Raw genomic sequence first — 16,225 nt, 5'->3', positions numbered from 1 at the left:
GCGGGCAATCCGCCGCTAGTGTCAACTGCGCGTCAGCAGCTCGCTCCATGTCGTACGAAAAATTGCAAGGATCGGGGGATTCGCATGCGGAAGCTGGAGAACACCAAGCTCGCCATCATTGGACTCGGCTATGTGGGCCTTCCGCTGGCCGTGGAATTTGGCAAGCACTACGACACGATCGGTTTTGACATAAAAAAAACGCGTATCGACGAACTGCGTGCCGGTCACGACAGCACGCTGGAAGTGAGCCCGGCAGAACTGGCCGAGGCCACGCGATTGCGGTTTAGCGCGGATATCGCCGATCTGGCTGATCGCAACACGTACATCGTCACCGTGCCGACGCCCATCGACAATGCCAAGCGCCCTGACCTGACGCCATTGATCAAGGCGAGCGAAGCCTTGGGCAAGGTGCTCTCGGCGGGCGACGTGGTGGTTTACGAATCAACGGTGTATCCGGGCTGCACAGAGGAAATTTGTATTCCGATTCTCGAAAAGGAATCGGGCCTCGTTTACAACCGCGACTTCTTCGCCGGCTACAGTCCTGAGCGCATCAATCCCGGCGACAAGCAGCATCGCGTCACCAGCATTCTTAAAGTCACGTCCGGCTCGACACCGGAAACCGCGGATTTTGTCGATAGCCTGTATGGTTCGGTGATCACCGCCGGTACGCACAAGGTGAGCTCGCTGAAAGTGGCCGAGGCGGCCAAGGTCATCGAGAACACCCAGCGTGACCTCAATATTGCGTTGGTCAACGATCTGGCGATCCTGTTCAACAAGCTGGGCATCGACACGCTTGAGGTATTGCAGGCGGCCGGCACAAAGTGGAACTTCCTGCCCTTCCGTCCAGGCCTCGTCGGTGGCCATTGCATCAGCGTGGATCCGTATTACCTCACGCACAAGGCACAAGAAGTCGGGCATCACCCGGATGTCATCCTTGCCGGACGGCGCACCAACGACAGCATGGGTCCCTATGTCGCCAGCGAAGTGATCCGTTTGATGGTACGCAAAGGCATCAACCCGGTGAACGCACGCATCCTGGTGCTGGGCTTGGCGTTCAAGGAAAACTGTCCGGATCTGCGCAACACACGTGTGGTGGATATCCTCAAGGCGCTTTGCGGCTACAACGCGCAGGTCGATGTGCACGATCCTTGGGTCAGTGCCGCCGAGGCCGAGCACGAATACGCCATTACGCCTGTAGGCCGGCCGCAGGATGGCGCTTACGATGCGGTGATCATCGCCGTCGGCCATCGGGAATTTGTTGCCTTGGGTGCGGAAGGCATACGTGCCTTTGGCAAGCCATCATCCGTGATTTATGACGTGAAATACGTACTCCCGCGCGAAGCAGTCGACGGACGCCTTTAACAGGATGTCATGCCATGAAAGTGCTCGTCACCGGCACGGCCGGCTTTATCGGTTCACATGTTGCACTCAAGTTGCTTGAACGCGGCGACGACGTCATCGGTTTCGACAATCTCAACGACTATTATGATGTCCGCCTGAAAAAGGCGCGCCTGGCGCGATTCGTCGAACATCCGCGCTATACGCACATCCACGCCGATCTTGCCGATCGCGGCGCCGTAGAAAAAACCTTCGCATCGCATAGGCCGCAACGCGTTATCAACCTCGCCGCGCAAGCGGGCGTGCGTTACGCCGCTGAAAACCCGCACGTTTACGCTTCCAGCAATGTCATTGGCTTTTTGCATATTCTCGAGGGCTGCCGGCATCACCCGGTCGAACATCTGGTGTTCGCCTCGACGAGTTCGGTCTACGGCGCCAACACCGCGATGCCCTTCTCCGAGCACCAGTCCACCGAACATCCGCTCACGCTCTACGCGGCCACCAAAAAAGCCAACGAGCAGATGGCGCATAGCTATGCACACTTGTACAACATCCCCAGCACCGGTCTGCGGTTCTTTACGGTATACGGACCGTGGGGCCGTCCTGACATGGCGCTGTTCCTGTTCACCAAAGCCATGCTTGCCGGTGAGCCGATCAAGGTTTTCAACCATGGAAAACACAAGCGCAGCTTTACCTACATAGACGATATCGTCGAAGGTGTCATTCGCACCTTGGATAGCGTTCCAGATAAAAATGCCGGCTGGAATGGCGCCGCCCCCGATCCCAGCAGCAGCGGCGTAGCGCCCTATCGGCTGTACAACATCGGTAACGAGCAGCCCGTTGAATTGCTTCGCTACATCGAGGTGCTTGAGCAATGCCTGGGCCGCAAGGCGAAGATGGAGATGCTTCCCTTGCAGGCTGGTGACGTACCCGATACCGAAGCGGATGTAACAGAACTGATACAGTCCGTAGGTTATGCACCAAAAATTTCTGTAGCCACAGGCATCGCCAACTTCGTAAGCTGGTATCGGGACTACTACCGCGAGTAGTTTATGCAGCTCGCTGTGGCATGCGCACGAAACCGTGAGCGTCTGGGGGCGAAGTGATCATCGACTATCTGGCTGGTTCGGCCGTCTCCGACATGGACGCCGATTTGTGCATCATCGGAGCAGGCGCTGCCGGCATTGCGATCGCGCGGCACTTCATCGGCACACCCATCACCGTATGCCTGATCGAAGGCGGCGGCGCCACCGGTGAAGAGCAAAGCCAGGCTTTGTACGAAGGCATGTCCATTGGCACCCTGCCGTTTGATGCCGGCACGTCGCGCATGCGCGTATTCGGCGGCAGCTGCAATTTATGGGGCGGCGGCTGCATTCCATTGGGTAGTCGCGACTTGGTCGAACGCGACTGGGTGCCGCATAGCGGTTGGCCCATCGCCTACGATGATTTGACGCCTTATTACGAACGCGCCCGTGAGTACTGCCAGATCGAGGCGCATCATCTCACCGACGGCTCGTTTTCGACGCCGGTGGCGCACGCTCCGATTTCCTTCGACGCCGACAAGCTGGTGAATCCCGTATTTGCGCGCAGCCCGATTCTGTTCGGCAAGGCGTATCGAACTCAGCTGGAAAAAGCAGCGAATGTCACCGTGCTGCTGCATGCCAACCTGCTCGAACTCCATGCGTCGGCCAGCGGCACCTCGGTCCGCCACGCGCACATCGGCGCCATTAACGGGCGCAAGGGCGTCGTGCGCGCGCAACATTATGTGCTTGCCTGCGGCGGTATCGAAAATGCACGCATGCTGCTGTTGTCCCAATCTGTTTTGCCGCATGGTCTAGGGAATGAACACGATCTCGTCGGCCGCTATTTCATGGATCATCCCTGCGGCAGCATTGGCACGGTCATTACCGATATGCCGGAGCGCGTCACCCGCCCTTACGATCGGAATCTTGGCAAAGGCCCTTCAGCCGCGTTTCCCGAAATCGGTTTATCGCATGCGTTTCAGGAAGCACGCGGTATTTTGAATGGACGCGTGCATCCGTTTGCCGTCGAAGGATCCGTACCGCAAGGCATTCGGTCCTTGCGCGATTTTCGCGCCGCGCTGCGGCCATCCGTGCAAGACGAAAATGCGCTGCTGGAAGCGCGACTTTGCGCGGCGCTGAAAAACGCGCCTTCCAGCGATGATGATATCAACGAGCGTAGTACCAACCTTGCCATGTTGGCGCTACGCGTTGGACTTGGCTCCGCCGATATCGTCAAGGCGCTTCTGCATAAACTGCAAAAAAAATCGACCGTGCGCAGCAACCGGGTCGAACTGATCGGGTATTTCGAACAGGCTCCCAATCCCGACAGCCGTATCACGCTCGCACGCGAGCGCGACGTCTTGGGTTTGCCGAAGGTCTGCGTCGACTGGCGGCTTACCGCGCTCGATCGCCATACCTACCGGACCGCCGCGGCACTGTTCGGCACCGAGCTTGCCCGGGCATGCGGTGGCACCTATCAGCCTGCCGCATGGTTGAACGACGACGACAACACAACTGCCAAAGTCCATACCACCGCGCATCACCTGGGCACCACACGCATGTCGGACGATCCACAGCGCGGTGTCGTCGATACCCGCTGCCGCGTGCATGGCGTCGACAATCTGCATATTGCAGGGAGCTCGGTGTTTCCGACTGGCGGCTGGGCGTTTCCGACCTTTACGGTTGTCGCCCTCGCCTTGCGCCTTGCCGATCAGCTGCGCGCGCTGATGCGTAATTCTGCGATGTCGGAAGCGGTGTAGGTTACGCCTTTGTTTGTCATTCCCCGGCGTTCGCTCACTGCTGTCCGGGGAAGTTTCGTAGTACCTCACCGTCATTCCGGCGAAGGCCGGACGGAGCGCAAAGCGCGGAGAACGTCCGAAGGACGGCCCCGGAGGGGTGAGCGAAGCGAATCATCCAGTACAAATATGCTGTGCGAAAGCACACAACATAAAAAGGTTAGGAGTGCTGCGCACAACGTATTTACACTGGATTCCGGCTTTCGCCGGAATGACGAGCAAAAAAAGCGGCACACATCGCCACAAGCCATCTATTTGAGTGAATGGCAATCTTTGGTTGAAAAACGTGGGGATACCTCAGCCCCGCGCTTGCCCAATGTTAATAACTGTACCGGCGCGTGCGTTCTTCGAGTGATTTCGCACCGATGTATCAGCCATGTAACGCCGCCCATGTATCGCGCATGTAACAACTTGATTGCGTGCGATATTGGCATCGACACCGATAAAAAAATGGCGTAATTTCGAAGCATGGGGACAAGCGTTGAGGGGCCAGATGCTTCGCTTTCTGCGACGTCAGACAGTGCGTTGGTTATTGCTGTTCGGCATGGCCGAATTGCTGCTGCTTGCATCTTCTCTTTATCTGGCGATGCAGCTTCGCTATTTCCGCAATGCCGATGAATTGGTCGATTTTTCGCATCATTTGCTGCTGCGATCGCTCATCTTCGGCCTGGTCATCATGCTTGGCATGGCGGCGCTCGGTGAATACCGAACGCATCTGCGCACGACGTGGCAAGGCGCGGTGGCGCGCCAGGCCGTCGGCTTCGTCATTGGCGGCCTGTTGCTGATCATCGGCTATTACATCGTGCCGCAGGCGTATGTCGGCCGCGGTGTACTGAGCATCGCGCTGGTGATGGGCTTCCTGGCAGTCATGCTGTTTCGCCTGCTTTTTATGCGGGTGGTGGATATTGAATCGCTCAAGCCGCGCGTATTGATTCTCGGCACGGGGCAACGTGCCGCGCAGATTCATAACCGCATGCGCCGGCGTTCGGATCGCCGCGGTTTTACCATCGTCGGTTATGTACCTTGCGCCGGCGAGGAAATCGCGATTCCCGCGGAAAAGCTGCTGACGTTCGACGGTCCGCTGCCCATCCTGGTCAAGCGCGAGCAAATCGACGAGATCGTCGTCAGTGTCGACGATCGCCGCGGCAGGCTTCCGATGGATGGCTTGCTGCAATGCCGGCAGGCTGGTGTGATGATCACCGACCTCACCACCTTCTTTGAACGTGAATCCGGGCGCGTGCAATTGTCTTGGCTCGAACCGTCCTGGCTGGTTTTTTCCGGTGGTTTTCACGCGACGCCGCTGCATCAGCTGACCAAGCGCTGTTTCGACATAGCGGCCGCGGCGGTGCTGCTGCTGCTGTGCTGGCCATTGATGCTGGCGGTAGCCTTGGCCATTCGGCTCGAATCCGGCCCCGGCCTGCCCATACTGTATCGGCAGGAACGCGTCGGTAAAAACGGCCATACGTTTTGGCTGCTCAAATTCCGCAGCATGCGCACCGACGCCGAACGCGACGGCGTGGCGCGCTGGGCCAGCAAGCACGACGATCGTGTGACTCGCGTCGGCCGTATTTGCCGCAAGTTGCGATTTGACGAGTTGCCGCAACTGTGGAACGTGCTGAAGAGTGAGATGAGCATCGTCGGTCCACGCCCCGAACGGCCGCAATTCGTTGCCGACCTGGCCACGAAAATTCCTTTCTACAGCTTGCGCCACTGCTTGAAGCCTGGTCTCGCCGGCTGGGCGCAGTTGAGCTATCCGTATGGTGCATCGGAAGAAGATGCCGCTGAAAAGCTCAAATACGACCTTTTTTACGTGAAAAACCACAATTTGCTGTTCGACATGATGATCCTTGTCGAAACCGTGGAGGTCGTGCTGTTCAGTCGCGGCGCACGCTGAGCGCCGCACTCGCCTCCACACGGTGTAACGAACGGCATCGAATCAGTTGTGCGCCGTGGGCGGCCGTGCCTGGGCCGTTTTCAGCGAATGCAAGGGCGAGCTATACCAATCGATCACCGAACCGTGGTCGAAGCGTATCCACGATGGTCCGTATTCCCACAGATCATCACGAATTTCGACAGGATTGCCTTCGATGGTGCGCACGTTTTCCGGCGACATGCCCAACGTCAGCGTCGGCGCAGCCGGTGCTTCAGCAAGCGTGGCATCGTTGTCGCGGGTGGCGTTGTCGTTGCCGCCATCCGATGGGGGCGTCACCGCGGATGCACCCCAAAACAGAATGCAGATGGCAAGCAATGCAATCGGAATCAGCCACTTTACGTGCGGACGTCGCGGCACCGCCGAAGATGCCTGCGTCATTACCGGTGGTGGCGGTGGCGGGCGCGGCGGTGGGTTGACTCTTTGCGGCGTGACAACCGAGGGCGGTGGCGCTCCGGGCAGACGCCCATGAAGCCGGTGGAATTCCATCGCCGCCTCGTATTGAACATTGAGCTGCTGCAGGCGTTGCCCGCTGCGTGAGTTCTTATACCCCTCATGCCCCGGAGGTTTACGGTCAGGATGCAAGGTGGATACGCAGCGGCGATATGCCCGCTTGAATTCCTCCAGGCTGCAATCGGGGCTCACCCTGAGCTGCCGATACAACTCAAGAAAATCGATCTCGTTGGCCATGCCATTTCCCCTGTCGCATGGTGGCGGTTCTGCACGTCTGGCCGCCTCGGCGGCTGTGAAGGAACACGGTTAGCCTCGCGCAGCGGGAACGCCGACGCAAGCACATTTTTAGCTTGACTTAGTGTGACCTAGTTCTCAAAATCGAAGCCAATCCCTAGGGAGGGGATCCCGTGCAAGGCTGTCGCGACTACGTTGCCGCCTGTTGCCGCTACACCGCGGTCGGCGCGCTTTTGGTTGCTGTAGCAGGTTGCATGCCAGCCCAGGGGACTCCTGGCGCCCCCACCTCTTCGCTGGGTGCCCATACGCTGCAAACCCAATCCGAAGGGCTCGGAACCAGCCCGGTCATTACCGATCCGATCACAACACAGCAACGTGGCAGTTCGTTGATCGTCTTCAACGGCGGTTATTCGAGCAACGCGTTGGATCCGATCGACAACTACGGCAATCGCTGGAAACAACTGGGCAACGACGTTCCCTTCGGCAACGGCTACGGCGATCGCTTCAACGTCAAAGCCTATGTGGCGCTCGCGGCCAAAGGCGGCCCCGGCCACACCGTCAGCTTCATCAAGAACGGCAATGCGGTGGGCGAAATCTCCGTGCCGTTCATCGAGATCAGGGATGCGGGTGTCCTGCGCGACGTCAGCCAGAATTACGCGCCCACCGGCACGGTCATGACCAGCGGCAACGTCACCACCAGCGGTCCGGCAACGCTGATCGCCATATGGTGGGGCGATGGCGGCATCAAGCGCATGTCCGCCGTACCCAATAACGGATTCACGGTTATCGACAGCTACCTGAAGCTTCCCGATAACAGCGGTGTGCAATGCGCGGTGGCCTACAGACAGGTCGCTGCTGCAGGCAGCTACAACGTCAGCTGGACAGGCGCCCCGGCACAAGGCGCCATTTTGTGGTTGTTGGCGTTCCAGTCCAAATGAATGTGGGGCGATGCACCGTACAAGCTTAGGTGCATCGGCAAGTTGATGGACATGCAACAAAACGGGGAAGCAGTGGGGGACTGACGTATCCACGTCAGTATTTGGCATCAAATGCCTGTTGCGGTCAGTAAGAACGTCGTGATGAACGGCGTGTGCGATGCGTCGGCGCAAAGAACATTTACGCCCTGCACCAACTTTTTCGTATGAAGGGGGGCTCAATCATGAACACCGGCGCGACGGCACTGATCGATCTTGATTGGGATACCTTCGACCCGCAGCGCATCCAGGCCGTGCGCCACCGCTTGTCCGAACATCCCCTGTTGCAGCCCGACCAGCTGGTGGCATTGGGCAAGCGTTTCCAGGGCAGCACGCGGCTGTTTACGTTCAACAACGAAGCCGGTGCGGATGCGAATTTCGATGACGTCGGCCGTCTATATCCCAACCGCAAGTCCGCTGCTGACACCTTGCAAGGCATCAACGACGCCAAGGCTTGGATGCTGCTGCGTCACGTGCAGGACGACCCGACCTACCGCAGCCTGGTCGACCTGGCGATGGATCCGATCCAGCCATTGATCGAGCGCAAGGACCCGGGCATGCATTACCGCGCCGGATGGATTTTCGTAGCCTCACCGCACACCATCACGCCGTTTCATATCGACCGCAATCACGGCATCCTGCTGCAGATTCGCGGCACCAAGAAAGTTTACGTGTGGGATGCCGAAGACACCCAGGTATGCAGCGAGCACGCACGCGACGTTTTCCATGCCCGGCATGATCTGGGTTTGGTGAAGTGGAGCGAAGCCTTTCGCGAACGCGCCCACGTCTACACCGTCGGCCCTGGCATGGGTGTCTACATGCCCATCACCAGTCCGCACATGGTTGAAACGGGCGACGAGCCGTCCATCACCATCAGCTTCACTTACAGCACGGCAGCGACACGGCGGAACGCCATGCGCCATGTCGTGAACGATCTGCTTTACCGCAAAGGCATCAAACCGGTGCCGGTGGGCAAGCGCCCCTTGGTCGACACGCTGACCTATGCCGCCGCGTCCGTGATGGTCGCCACGCACGGGACTGGCAGCCGTCTACCAGCGTGCCCATCGCTGGCGCATCCGAGCGCCTATGCATTGGCCGATTGACCGAATGATCACGTAACGCAACAGGGTGTTGCCCATATCTGCGGGGAGGACGGAAACCTCATGAACATAGGCGTAGCCAGGCCCCAGGACGATACGGCTGAAGGCAGCATGCTATGCGACGTGCTGCCAGCCCAAACCGGCGTTTGCGCAACCGGCTGGACGCGCAGCGAAGGCGCGCCCGATGCATCTCTGGTCACCGCACTCCAAGACACCGCGCAGCGACACGGCGTGCGTGTCACGGCCATGCTTTGTGCCGCCTTGACGCTGGTCGAATCGAAGCTCACCGGCGCGCAGGCCGTTGCAGCCAGCCATGCCGATGGGGACGTTTCGAGGCAGTGGTCGGTCGACGTGCCGCGCGCCGGTGGGCGCGATGCGTGGCTGGAAGCATTCTGTTTATCGCTCGGCAAGGCCGCGCCGAACAGCAGCCGTACCACGTGGGTTGTCAGCGACGATCTTCCTTCGCCCGACGCTGCGCATGCATGCGATGCCTCGGCCGGCACCACCGACAGCTACTGGAGCGTGCAAACATCCACGGCACGGATCGAAGTGGCGTTCCGCGCGCCGCTCAGTATTGCCGCGATCGATTTGCTGTTTGCCGGCGTCATGCGTGCCCTTGCATGGTTGTGTGCGAGCGCCGATACCGATTTGTCGTCGTTCGACGTCTGCGATCCAGACGAACGCCATCGCATGCTGATCGAATGGAACGCCACCGCCGTATCGCGCCGCGCGGCCGACACCGTGCATGACTTGTTCAAGCAACAAGCCCGTCAGCACGCCACGTCGCCGGCCATCGAATCGCCTGATCTCACGCTTTCCTACGCCGAGCTCGATGTGCGCTCCGATCGCGTCGCAGCGGGCCTGATGGCCGCAGGCGTCCAACCCGGCGCACCGGTCGCACTCATGCTCGAACGTTCACCGGAAGCGCTGATCGCCATCCTGGGCATTCTCAAAGCCGGCGCAGCCTATCTTCCGCTGGACCCGAGCTATCCGGCGGAGCGCCTCGTCTTTGTGATCAACGATGCGCGCGCCGCGCTGATGATTGCCGGTGCCGATGTTCCGGCATTGCCAGGTATCCAGCTGCCGGTTGTGCAACTCGAATCATTGGAACGCGATGCATCGACGTATCAACCGCCTTCTGTTGATGGAAGCGCCCTCGCCTACGTGATGTATACGTCCGGTTCCACCGGCACGCCGAAAGGCGTCGAGATCATGCATCGATCCATCATCCGTCTGGTGCGCGACGTCACGTATATCGACCTCGGCAGCCAGCCCCGCCTCTTGCACGCCGCACCACTCGGCTTCGACGCGTCGACGCTGGAAATATGGGGTGCCTTGCTCAATGGCGGCACCTGCATTGTGCATGGCGAACGCATTCCCACCGGCTGCGGACTGGAAGATACGATCGAGCGCCACGGCGCGCGCATCGCATGGCTGACGGCGGCGCTGTTCAATGCGATCGTCGATGACAATGCGCAGAAACTGCGCGGCCTCCAGCAACTGCTGATCGGTGGCGAAGCGCTGTCGGTCGCGCACGTGCGCAAGGCCTATGCCGCATTGCCCGGCATCACCATCATCAACGGCTACGGCCCGACCGAATGCACGACGTTTGCAGCAACGTATCGCATTCCACGCGACATCGACACGCATGAGCGCTCGATTCCGATCGGCCGCCCGATCGCCGACACCACGCTGTATGTATTGAACAGCCACGGCGAACCGGTGCCCACCGGCGTGATCGGCGAGTTGTATATCGGCGGCGCCGGCCTGGCGCGTGGCTACCTGGCGCGCGCCGAATTGACCGCCGAGCGCTTCGTTGCGCATCCGTTTGGCGCCGACGGTGAGCGCCTGTACCGCACCGGCGATCTCGTGCGCTGGTTGCCGGATGGCGTGGTCGAGTTCGTCGGCAGGGCCGATGGCCAGATCAAAATTCGCGGCTACCGGATCGAGATCGGCGAAATCGAGGCGGCCCTGCAACGCCACCCTGGCCTGCGCGCATGCGCCGTGCTGGTCCGCGAAGATCGGCCAGGCCAGAAGCGATTGGTAGCCTATTACGTTGCCGATGATGCATCGCTGGGCGCCCGTGCGTTGCGCGATCAATTGGCGCACACGCTGCCGGACTTCATGGTGCCTGCCATCTACATCGCGATGGATGCGCTGCCCGTCACGGCCAATGGAAAACTCGATCGCCGCGCCCTGCCCGCGCCGGATAATCGCCGTCCCGAGCTGGCCGGTGTCTACGTGCCCGCGATCGGAAAAACCGAACAGCGGATTTGCGAACTGTTCGCCGACGCGCTCGGCCTGGATCAAGTCGGCCGCAACGATCACTTCTTCGATCTTGGCGGAAATTCGCTGCTGGCCGTGCGCACGGTGACGCACATGCATGGCGAACTGGCATCGAGCGTGCCCACCATCGCCGCCTTCTTCGGCGCGCCCACGCCCGCCGCACTCGCTGCGATGATCGACCATGGCGACGCACGTGCCGCACTGGCCTCGCGTCTTTCCCATCATCGCTCCCCCACGACCGCCGAACCCGTCGCCATCATCGCGATGGCAGGCCGCTTCCCCGGCGCGAACGACGTCGAGACGTTCTGGGACAATCTCTGCGCCGGCCGCGAGTCGATCACCTTTTTCGGTGCGGACGAACTCGATCCGAGCATCCCGGCCGAACAGCGTAGAGACCCGGCCTACGTCGCCGCACGCGGTGTCATCGACGGCGTGGAAAACTTCGACGCCGCCTTTTTCGGCATGTCACCGCGCGAAGCAGAGCTGATGGATCCGCAGCAGCGGGTCTTCCTCGAGCTGTGCTGGGAATGCCTGGAACGCGGCGGCTACGTGCCGGACGAGCATGACGTGCCGGTGGGTGTCTTCGGCGGCATGCATAACGCCAGCTATTTCCAGCGCCACATCAGCACGCGGCCGGACCTGGTCGACAAGCTCGGCGCGTTCCAGGTGATGCTGGCCAACGAAAAGGATTATCTCGCCACACGCATCGCACACAAACTCAACCTTACCGGTCCGGCGATCAGCATGAATACCGCATGCTCGACCTCGCTGGTCGCACTTTGCCAGGCGTTCGACGCCTTGCGCGCCGGCCACTGCGACATGGCGCTTGCCGGCGGCTCGTCCATCGCATGCCCGCCGCGCAGCGGCTACGTCTCGCAGGAAGGCTCGATGCTGTCGCCCGATGGGCATACGCGCAGCTTCGATGCCGATGCGCGCGGCACGGTATTCAGTGACGGCGCTGCCGTCGTGTTGTTGAAACGGCTCTCCGACGCGCTGCAGGACGGCGATCCGATCTATGCCGTGATTCGCGGTGCCGCAGTGAACAACGATGGCGGCACCAAGGCGAGCTTCACCGCACCCAGCAGTGCAGGACAAGCCGCCGTGATAACGATGGCGCTGGATAACGCCGGTGTGCAGGCTGATTCGATTTCCTACGTGGAAACCCACGGCACCGCCACGCCGCTGGGCGATCCCATCGAGATCGAGGGATTGACCCAGGTATTTCGCCAAAGCACGAACGAGCGTGGCGTCTGCGCGATCGGTTCGGTCAAAAGCAACGTAGGCCATCTCGTCATGGCGGCCGGCGCGGCCGGCGTGATCAAGACGGCGCTGTCTTTGGCCGAACGGCGCCTGCCGCCGTCGCTGCACTTTCATGCCAGCAACCCGAAACTCGATCTCGCCAACTCGCCATTTTTCGTCAATGACCGCTTGCGCGCCTGGACGTTTGACGGCGGCCCGCTGCGCGCGGGCGTGAGTTCCTTTGGCGTCGGCGGTACGAACGCGCACGTGGTGCTTGAGGAGCCGCCGCAACGTGAACCCTCCGATGTGGCCGATGGCCCGCAGCTGTTGCTGCTTTCCGCGCGCAGCGATGTCGCGCTCGGCCATGCGGTAGCGCAGCTGGGCGGACACCTCTCACGGCAACCGGGCGCTCAACTCGCCGATATCGCCTTGACCCTATGCAAGGGGCGAAAGGTCTTTGCGCATCGCATCCACCTCGTTGCCGACAGCGTTGACGATGCCGCGAAACGGTTGCAGGAACCGGCAACGTCATCGTCTACAAAGACTGCGCTCAATCCCTCGCCAGGCATCGTCTTCACGTTCCCCGGCCAGGGCTCGCAATACGCCGGCATGGGACGCAGGCTGTATGAAACCGAACCCGCCTTCGGCGCAGCGCTCGACGAATGCGCAGCAATCCTTCGCGATGAGCTCGGCTTCGACTTGCGCGAGCGGCTGTTTGCGGATGATGCCGATGCGCTACGTGCAACCAGCCTCACCCAGCCGGCCATCTTTGCAATGGAATATGCGCTTGCGCGCCTGTGGATGAATTATGGCGTGACGCCCGTGGCCATGATCGGCCACAGCGTGGGTGAGTTCGTCGCGGCAGTGATCGCCGGCGTGATGAGCCTTGCGGATGGCGCACGCCTGATCGCCCGGCGTGGACGCCTGATGCAGGCGCTGCCGGCCGGCTCGATGCTGTCCGTTCGCATGGATGCCGCACAACTGACGGCGCGCCTTCCGTCCACGTTATCGCTCGCGGCCGAAAATGCACCCAATGCCTGCGTGGTGTCGGGCGAAGCACCGCTTATCCAGGCATTCCAGGCGGAACTCGAACAAGCCGGTGTCGCTTGCCGGCTGTTGCACACGTCGCACGCGTTCCATTCCGTCATGATGGACCCTGCGCTGGCGCCCTTCCGGCAGGAAGTCGAGAAGATCGCCCTGGCAGCGCCACGCATACCGATTGCGTCGACGTTGACCGGCGGCATGCTGAGCGACGACGAAGCGACATCCGCGGAATACTGGACACGGCATCTGCGCGGCACCGTGCGCTTTTCGACGGCATTGCAAAGCCTGCTGGCCGAACCGCAATACGCGTTTCTCGAAGTGGGGCCACGCACCACCCTCAGCCTGCTGGCACGCCAGCATTCGCAAAGCCGCGGCAGAGTGGTGCTGGCCTCGTTGGCGGACAGCCCGTCGAACGAACGCGCCGCGTGGCTCGATGCGGTCGGCCAATGCTGGTCATACGGTGTCGACATATCGGTCGGCCAACTGGATCACCGGCAGCGCAAGCAGCGCGTGCGGCTGCCGACGTATCCATTCGAGCGCAAGCGCCATTGGATCGATGCACCAAGCGCTTCCAATGCACCGCCCGCAGCAGTGGTATCGAACGTCATCACGCTTCCCGTGCGATCCGAATTCGCCGCGACGGCTACCACACCTCTCAACCTCATTCCGGAGGCCACCATGGCCCCTGCCCCGTCGACTACATCCACACGCGCGACGCGCCTGATCGCCCAACTCAGCGCACTGTTCGAAGACGTTGCCGGCACCGAATTCGACGGTGTGGACCCGAGCACGCATTTCGTCGAACTCGGCCTCGATTCCCTGTCGCTGACCCAGGTGGCCTTGCAGCTGCAGAAAACCTTTGCGCTGAAGATCACCTTCCGCGAATTGATGGAATCGCATTCCTCGTTCGGAAGCCTTGCCCAGCATATCGACCGGCTGTTGCCGCCCGAAGCCGAAGCAGTCGCCACCGCGGCCGACGCAGCCGTCGCCACGACGCCCGCCGCACCTGCCGCCACGACCAGTCAGGTATCCGTCATGTCCCTACCCGCGAATGGTGGATTGATCCAAGACGTGATCCAGCAGCAGATGCTGATCATGCAGCAGCAATTGGCCTTGCTCGCACATGCGGGCAACCCGGCGCCGGCAACGGCACCGGTGGCCACAGCCGTTGCACCGCCGCCACCATCGGTTGAGGCGCGGCCGGCCGTGCAGGCCGCCGATACGCCGCCGGACGAAGAGGCCGCGCTCGCGCATACGACCTACGACGTCAAAAAGGCGTTCGGCGCGATCGCACGCATCCATTCTGGCTCCACCGAGCTGACCGGTCGCCAGCGCGCTCGCCTGGATGCCTTCATGCGCCGCTACATCGAGCGCACGCGCCGATCGAAGGCGTACACGCAGGAACATCGTCCGCACCTGGCCGATCCGCGCGTGGTCAACGGGTTCCGGCCGTTGCTGAAGGAAATCATCTACCAGATCGTGATCGAACGCTCCAAAGGTTCGAAGGTGTGGGATCTGGACGGCCATGAATACGTCGATGCGCTGAATGGCTTCGGCATGAATCTGTTCGGCTGGCAGCCGGATTTCGTGCTGGATGCCGTGCGCAAACAGCTCGACCTGGGCTATGAAATTGGCCCGCAACATCCGCTGGCCGGCGTCGTCGCCAAACAGGTCTGCGAGCTCACCGGATTCGACCGCGCCGCGCTATGCAACACCGGATCCGAAGCGGTGATGGGAACCGTGCGCGTGGCGCGCACCGTCACCGGCCGCGACACGCTGGTGATCTTTACCGGCTCGTATCACGGCATCTTCGACGAAGTGATCGTGCGCGGCACGAAAAAACTGCGCTCGGTACCAGCTGCTCCAGGCATTCTGCGCAACACCGCCGAGCATGTACTGGTGCTCGACTACGGTACGCCCGAATCGCTCGCGATCATCCGCGAGCGCGCCGCATCGATTGCCGCCGTGCTGGTCGAGCCGGTGCAGAGTCGTCGCCCCGATTTCCAGCCGCGCGAGTTCCTGCAGGAATTGCGCGCCATCACCAGCGACGCCGGTGCCTTGCTGATCTTCGACGAAGTCGTCACCGGCTTCCGCTCGCACCCACGTGGCGCGCAGGCGGTGCTCGGCATCGATGCCGACCTGGCCTCCTATGGCAAGGTCGTCGGCGGCGGCTTCCCGATCGGCGTCATCGCGGGCAAGCGCAAATACATGGATGCGCTCGACGGCGGCGGCTGGCAATTCGGCGATGCATCGATTCCGACGGTCGGCGTCACCTATTTCGCCGGCACCTTCGTGCGCCATCCGCTTGCGCTCGCCGCCGCCCATGCGGTGCTCGATCACCTCAAGACATCGGGTGCCGCTTTGCAGGAGCGTCTCAACGCGCGTACCACATCGCTGGCCGATGAGCTGAACACGTTCTGCGCAGACGCGGGTGCACCAATCAAGGTGACTCATTTTGCGTCCGTATGGAAAACCAACTTCCTGGAAGACCATCCGCTGCAGGATTTGCTGTTCGCGATGATGCGCAGCCGCGGCATCCATATCCTCGACAACTTCCCCTGCTTTTTCACCACCGCACATGGCGAAGAGGATTTCGTTGCGATCGCCAGGGCGTTCAAGGATTCCGTACTCGAACTGCAGGAAGCCGAGTTCCTGCCCCGCCGCAAAAAGGCCGAAGCGCGTCCGCTGGATGCCGCCAACCCACCCGTTGCCGGCGCACGCCTCGGCAAAGACGAGGAAGGCAAACCGACCTGGTTCGTGCCCAATCCCGACGCACCGGGCAAGTACATGAAACTGAGCGCATGAGGAG

Annotated in this window: 8 protein-coding genes; 7 read left to right on the top strand and 1 reads right to left on the bottom strand. The window is 61.2% G+C overall.

Annotated elements, in window-relative coordinates:
- Positions 1–84: 84 nt before the first annotated feature.
- The 4 genes from tviB to IEX75_RS16080 all read left to right on the top strand — a co-directional run bounded on the left by tviB (position 85) and on the right by IEX75_RS16080 (position 6,050).
- A complete protein-coding gene (tviB, locus tag IEX75_RS16095) occupies positions 85–1,362 on the top strand; it encodes a Vi polysaccharide biosynthesis UDP-N-acetylglucosamine C-6 dehydrogenase TviB (protein WP_188795437.1) in 1,278 nt (425 codons plus the stop codon).
- Positions 1,363–1,376: 14 nt separating this feature from the next.
- On the top strand, positions 1,377–2,387 hold the full coding sequence (locus tag IEX75_RS16090; RefSeq protein ID WP_188795435.1) for an NAD-dependent epimerase: 1,011 nt from the start codon (positions 1,377–1,379) through the stop codon (positions 2,385–2,387).
- Between the two features lie 53 nt (positions 2,388–2,440).
- A complete protein-coding gene (locus tag IEX75_RS16085) occupies positions 2,441–4,120 on the top strand; it encodes a GMC oxidoreductase (protein ID WP_188795433.1) in 1,680 nt (559 codons plus the stop codon).
- 529 nt (positions 4,121–4,649) lie between these two features.
- Positions 4,650–6,050, top strand: coding sequence for a TIGR03013 family XrtA/PEP-CTERM system glycosyltransferase (locus tag IEX75_RS16080; RefSeq protein WP_188795431.1), 1,401 nt, complete (start codon positions 4,650–4,652; stop codon positions 6,048–6,050).
- Positions 6,051–6,092: 42 nt separating this feature from the next.
- On the opposite strand, the gene IEX75_RS16075 is transcribed toward IEX75_RS16080, so the two are convergent.
- Entirely contained in the window at positions 6,093–6,776 is a 684-nt protein-coding gene (locus IEX75_RS16075; protein WP_188795429.1) for a J domain-containing protein, read from the bottom strand.
- Between the two features lie 251 nt (positions 6,777–7,027).
- Between IEX75_RS16075 and IEX75_RS16070 the strand changes: the two genes are divergently transcribed.
- The 3 genes from IEX75_RS16070 to IEX75_RS16060 all read left to right on the top strand — a co-directional run bounded on the left by IEX75_RS16070 (position 7,028) and on the right by IEX75_RS16060 (position 16,221).
- Positions 7,028–7,711: a hypothetical protein gene (locus IEX75_RS16070; protein ID WP_188795427.1), complete on the top strand. Its 684-nt coding sequence runs from the start codon at positions 7,028–7,030 to the stop codon at positions 7,709–7,711.
- 221 nt (positions 7,712–7,932) lie between these two features.
- Positions 7,933–8,850 (top strand): cupin-like domain-containing protein, encoded by a 918-nt coding sequence (locus IEX75_RS16065; RefSeq protein WP_188795424.1) that lies wholly within the window; start codon positions 7,933–7,935, stop codon positions 8,848–8,850.
- A 60-nt stretch (positions 8,851–8,910) separates the two neighbouring features.
- A complete protein-coding gene (locus IEX75_RS16060) occupies positions 8,911–16,221 on the top strand; it encodes a hybrid non-ribosomal peptide synthetase/type I polyketide synthase (protein ID WP_229720879.1) in 7,311 nt (2,436 codons plus the stop codon).
- The last annotated feature ends 4 nt before the right edge of the window (positions 16,222–16,225 follow it).

The sequence above is a fragment of the Dyella nitratireducens genome, from assembly GCF_014642835.1.
GTDB lineage: Bacteria > Pseudomonadota > Gammaproteobacteria > Xanthomonadales > Rhodanobacteraceae > Dyella_B > Dyella_B nitratireducens.
The sequence above is the reverse complement of the archived record's forward strand: the minus strand, read 5'-3'. Positions and strand labels throughout refer to the sequence as shown.

Excerpts from the sequence above, each read along its gene's own strand:
- tviB (WP_188795437.1), top strand. The coding sequence starts at position 85 with ATGCGGAAGCTGGAGAACACCAAGCTCGCCATCATTGGACTCGGCTAT.
- IEX75_RS16090 (WP_188795435.1), top strand. The coding sequence starts at position 1,377 with ATGAAAGTGCTCGTCACCGGCACGGCCGGCTTTATCGGTTCACATGTT.
- IEX75_RS16080 (WP_188795431.1), top strand. The coding sequence starts at position 4,650 with ATGCTTCGCTTTCTGCGACGTCAGACAGTGCGTTGGTTATTGCTGTTC.
- IEX75_RS16075 (WP_188795429.1), bottom strand. The coding sequence starts at position 6,776 with ATGGCCAACGAGATCGATTTTCTTGAGTTGTATCGGCAGCTCAGGGTG.
- IEX75_RS16070 (WP_188795427.1), top strand. The coding sequence starts at position 7,028 with ATGCCAGCCCAGGGGACTCCTGGCGCCCCCACCTCTTCGCTGGGTGCC.
- IEX75_RS16065 (WP_188795424.1), top strand. The coding sequence starts at position 7,933 with ATGAACACCGGCGCGACGGCACTGATCGATCTTGATTGGGATACCTTC.
- IEX75_RS16060 (WP_229720879.1), top strand. The coding sequence starts at position 8,911 with ATGAACATAGGCGTAGCCAGGCCCCAGGACGATACGGCTGAAGGCAGC.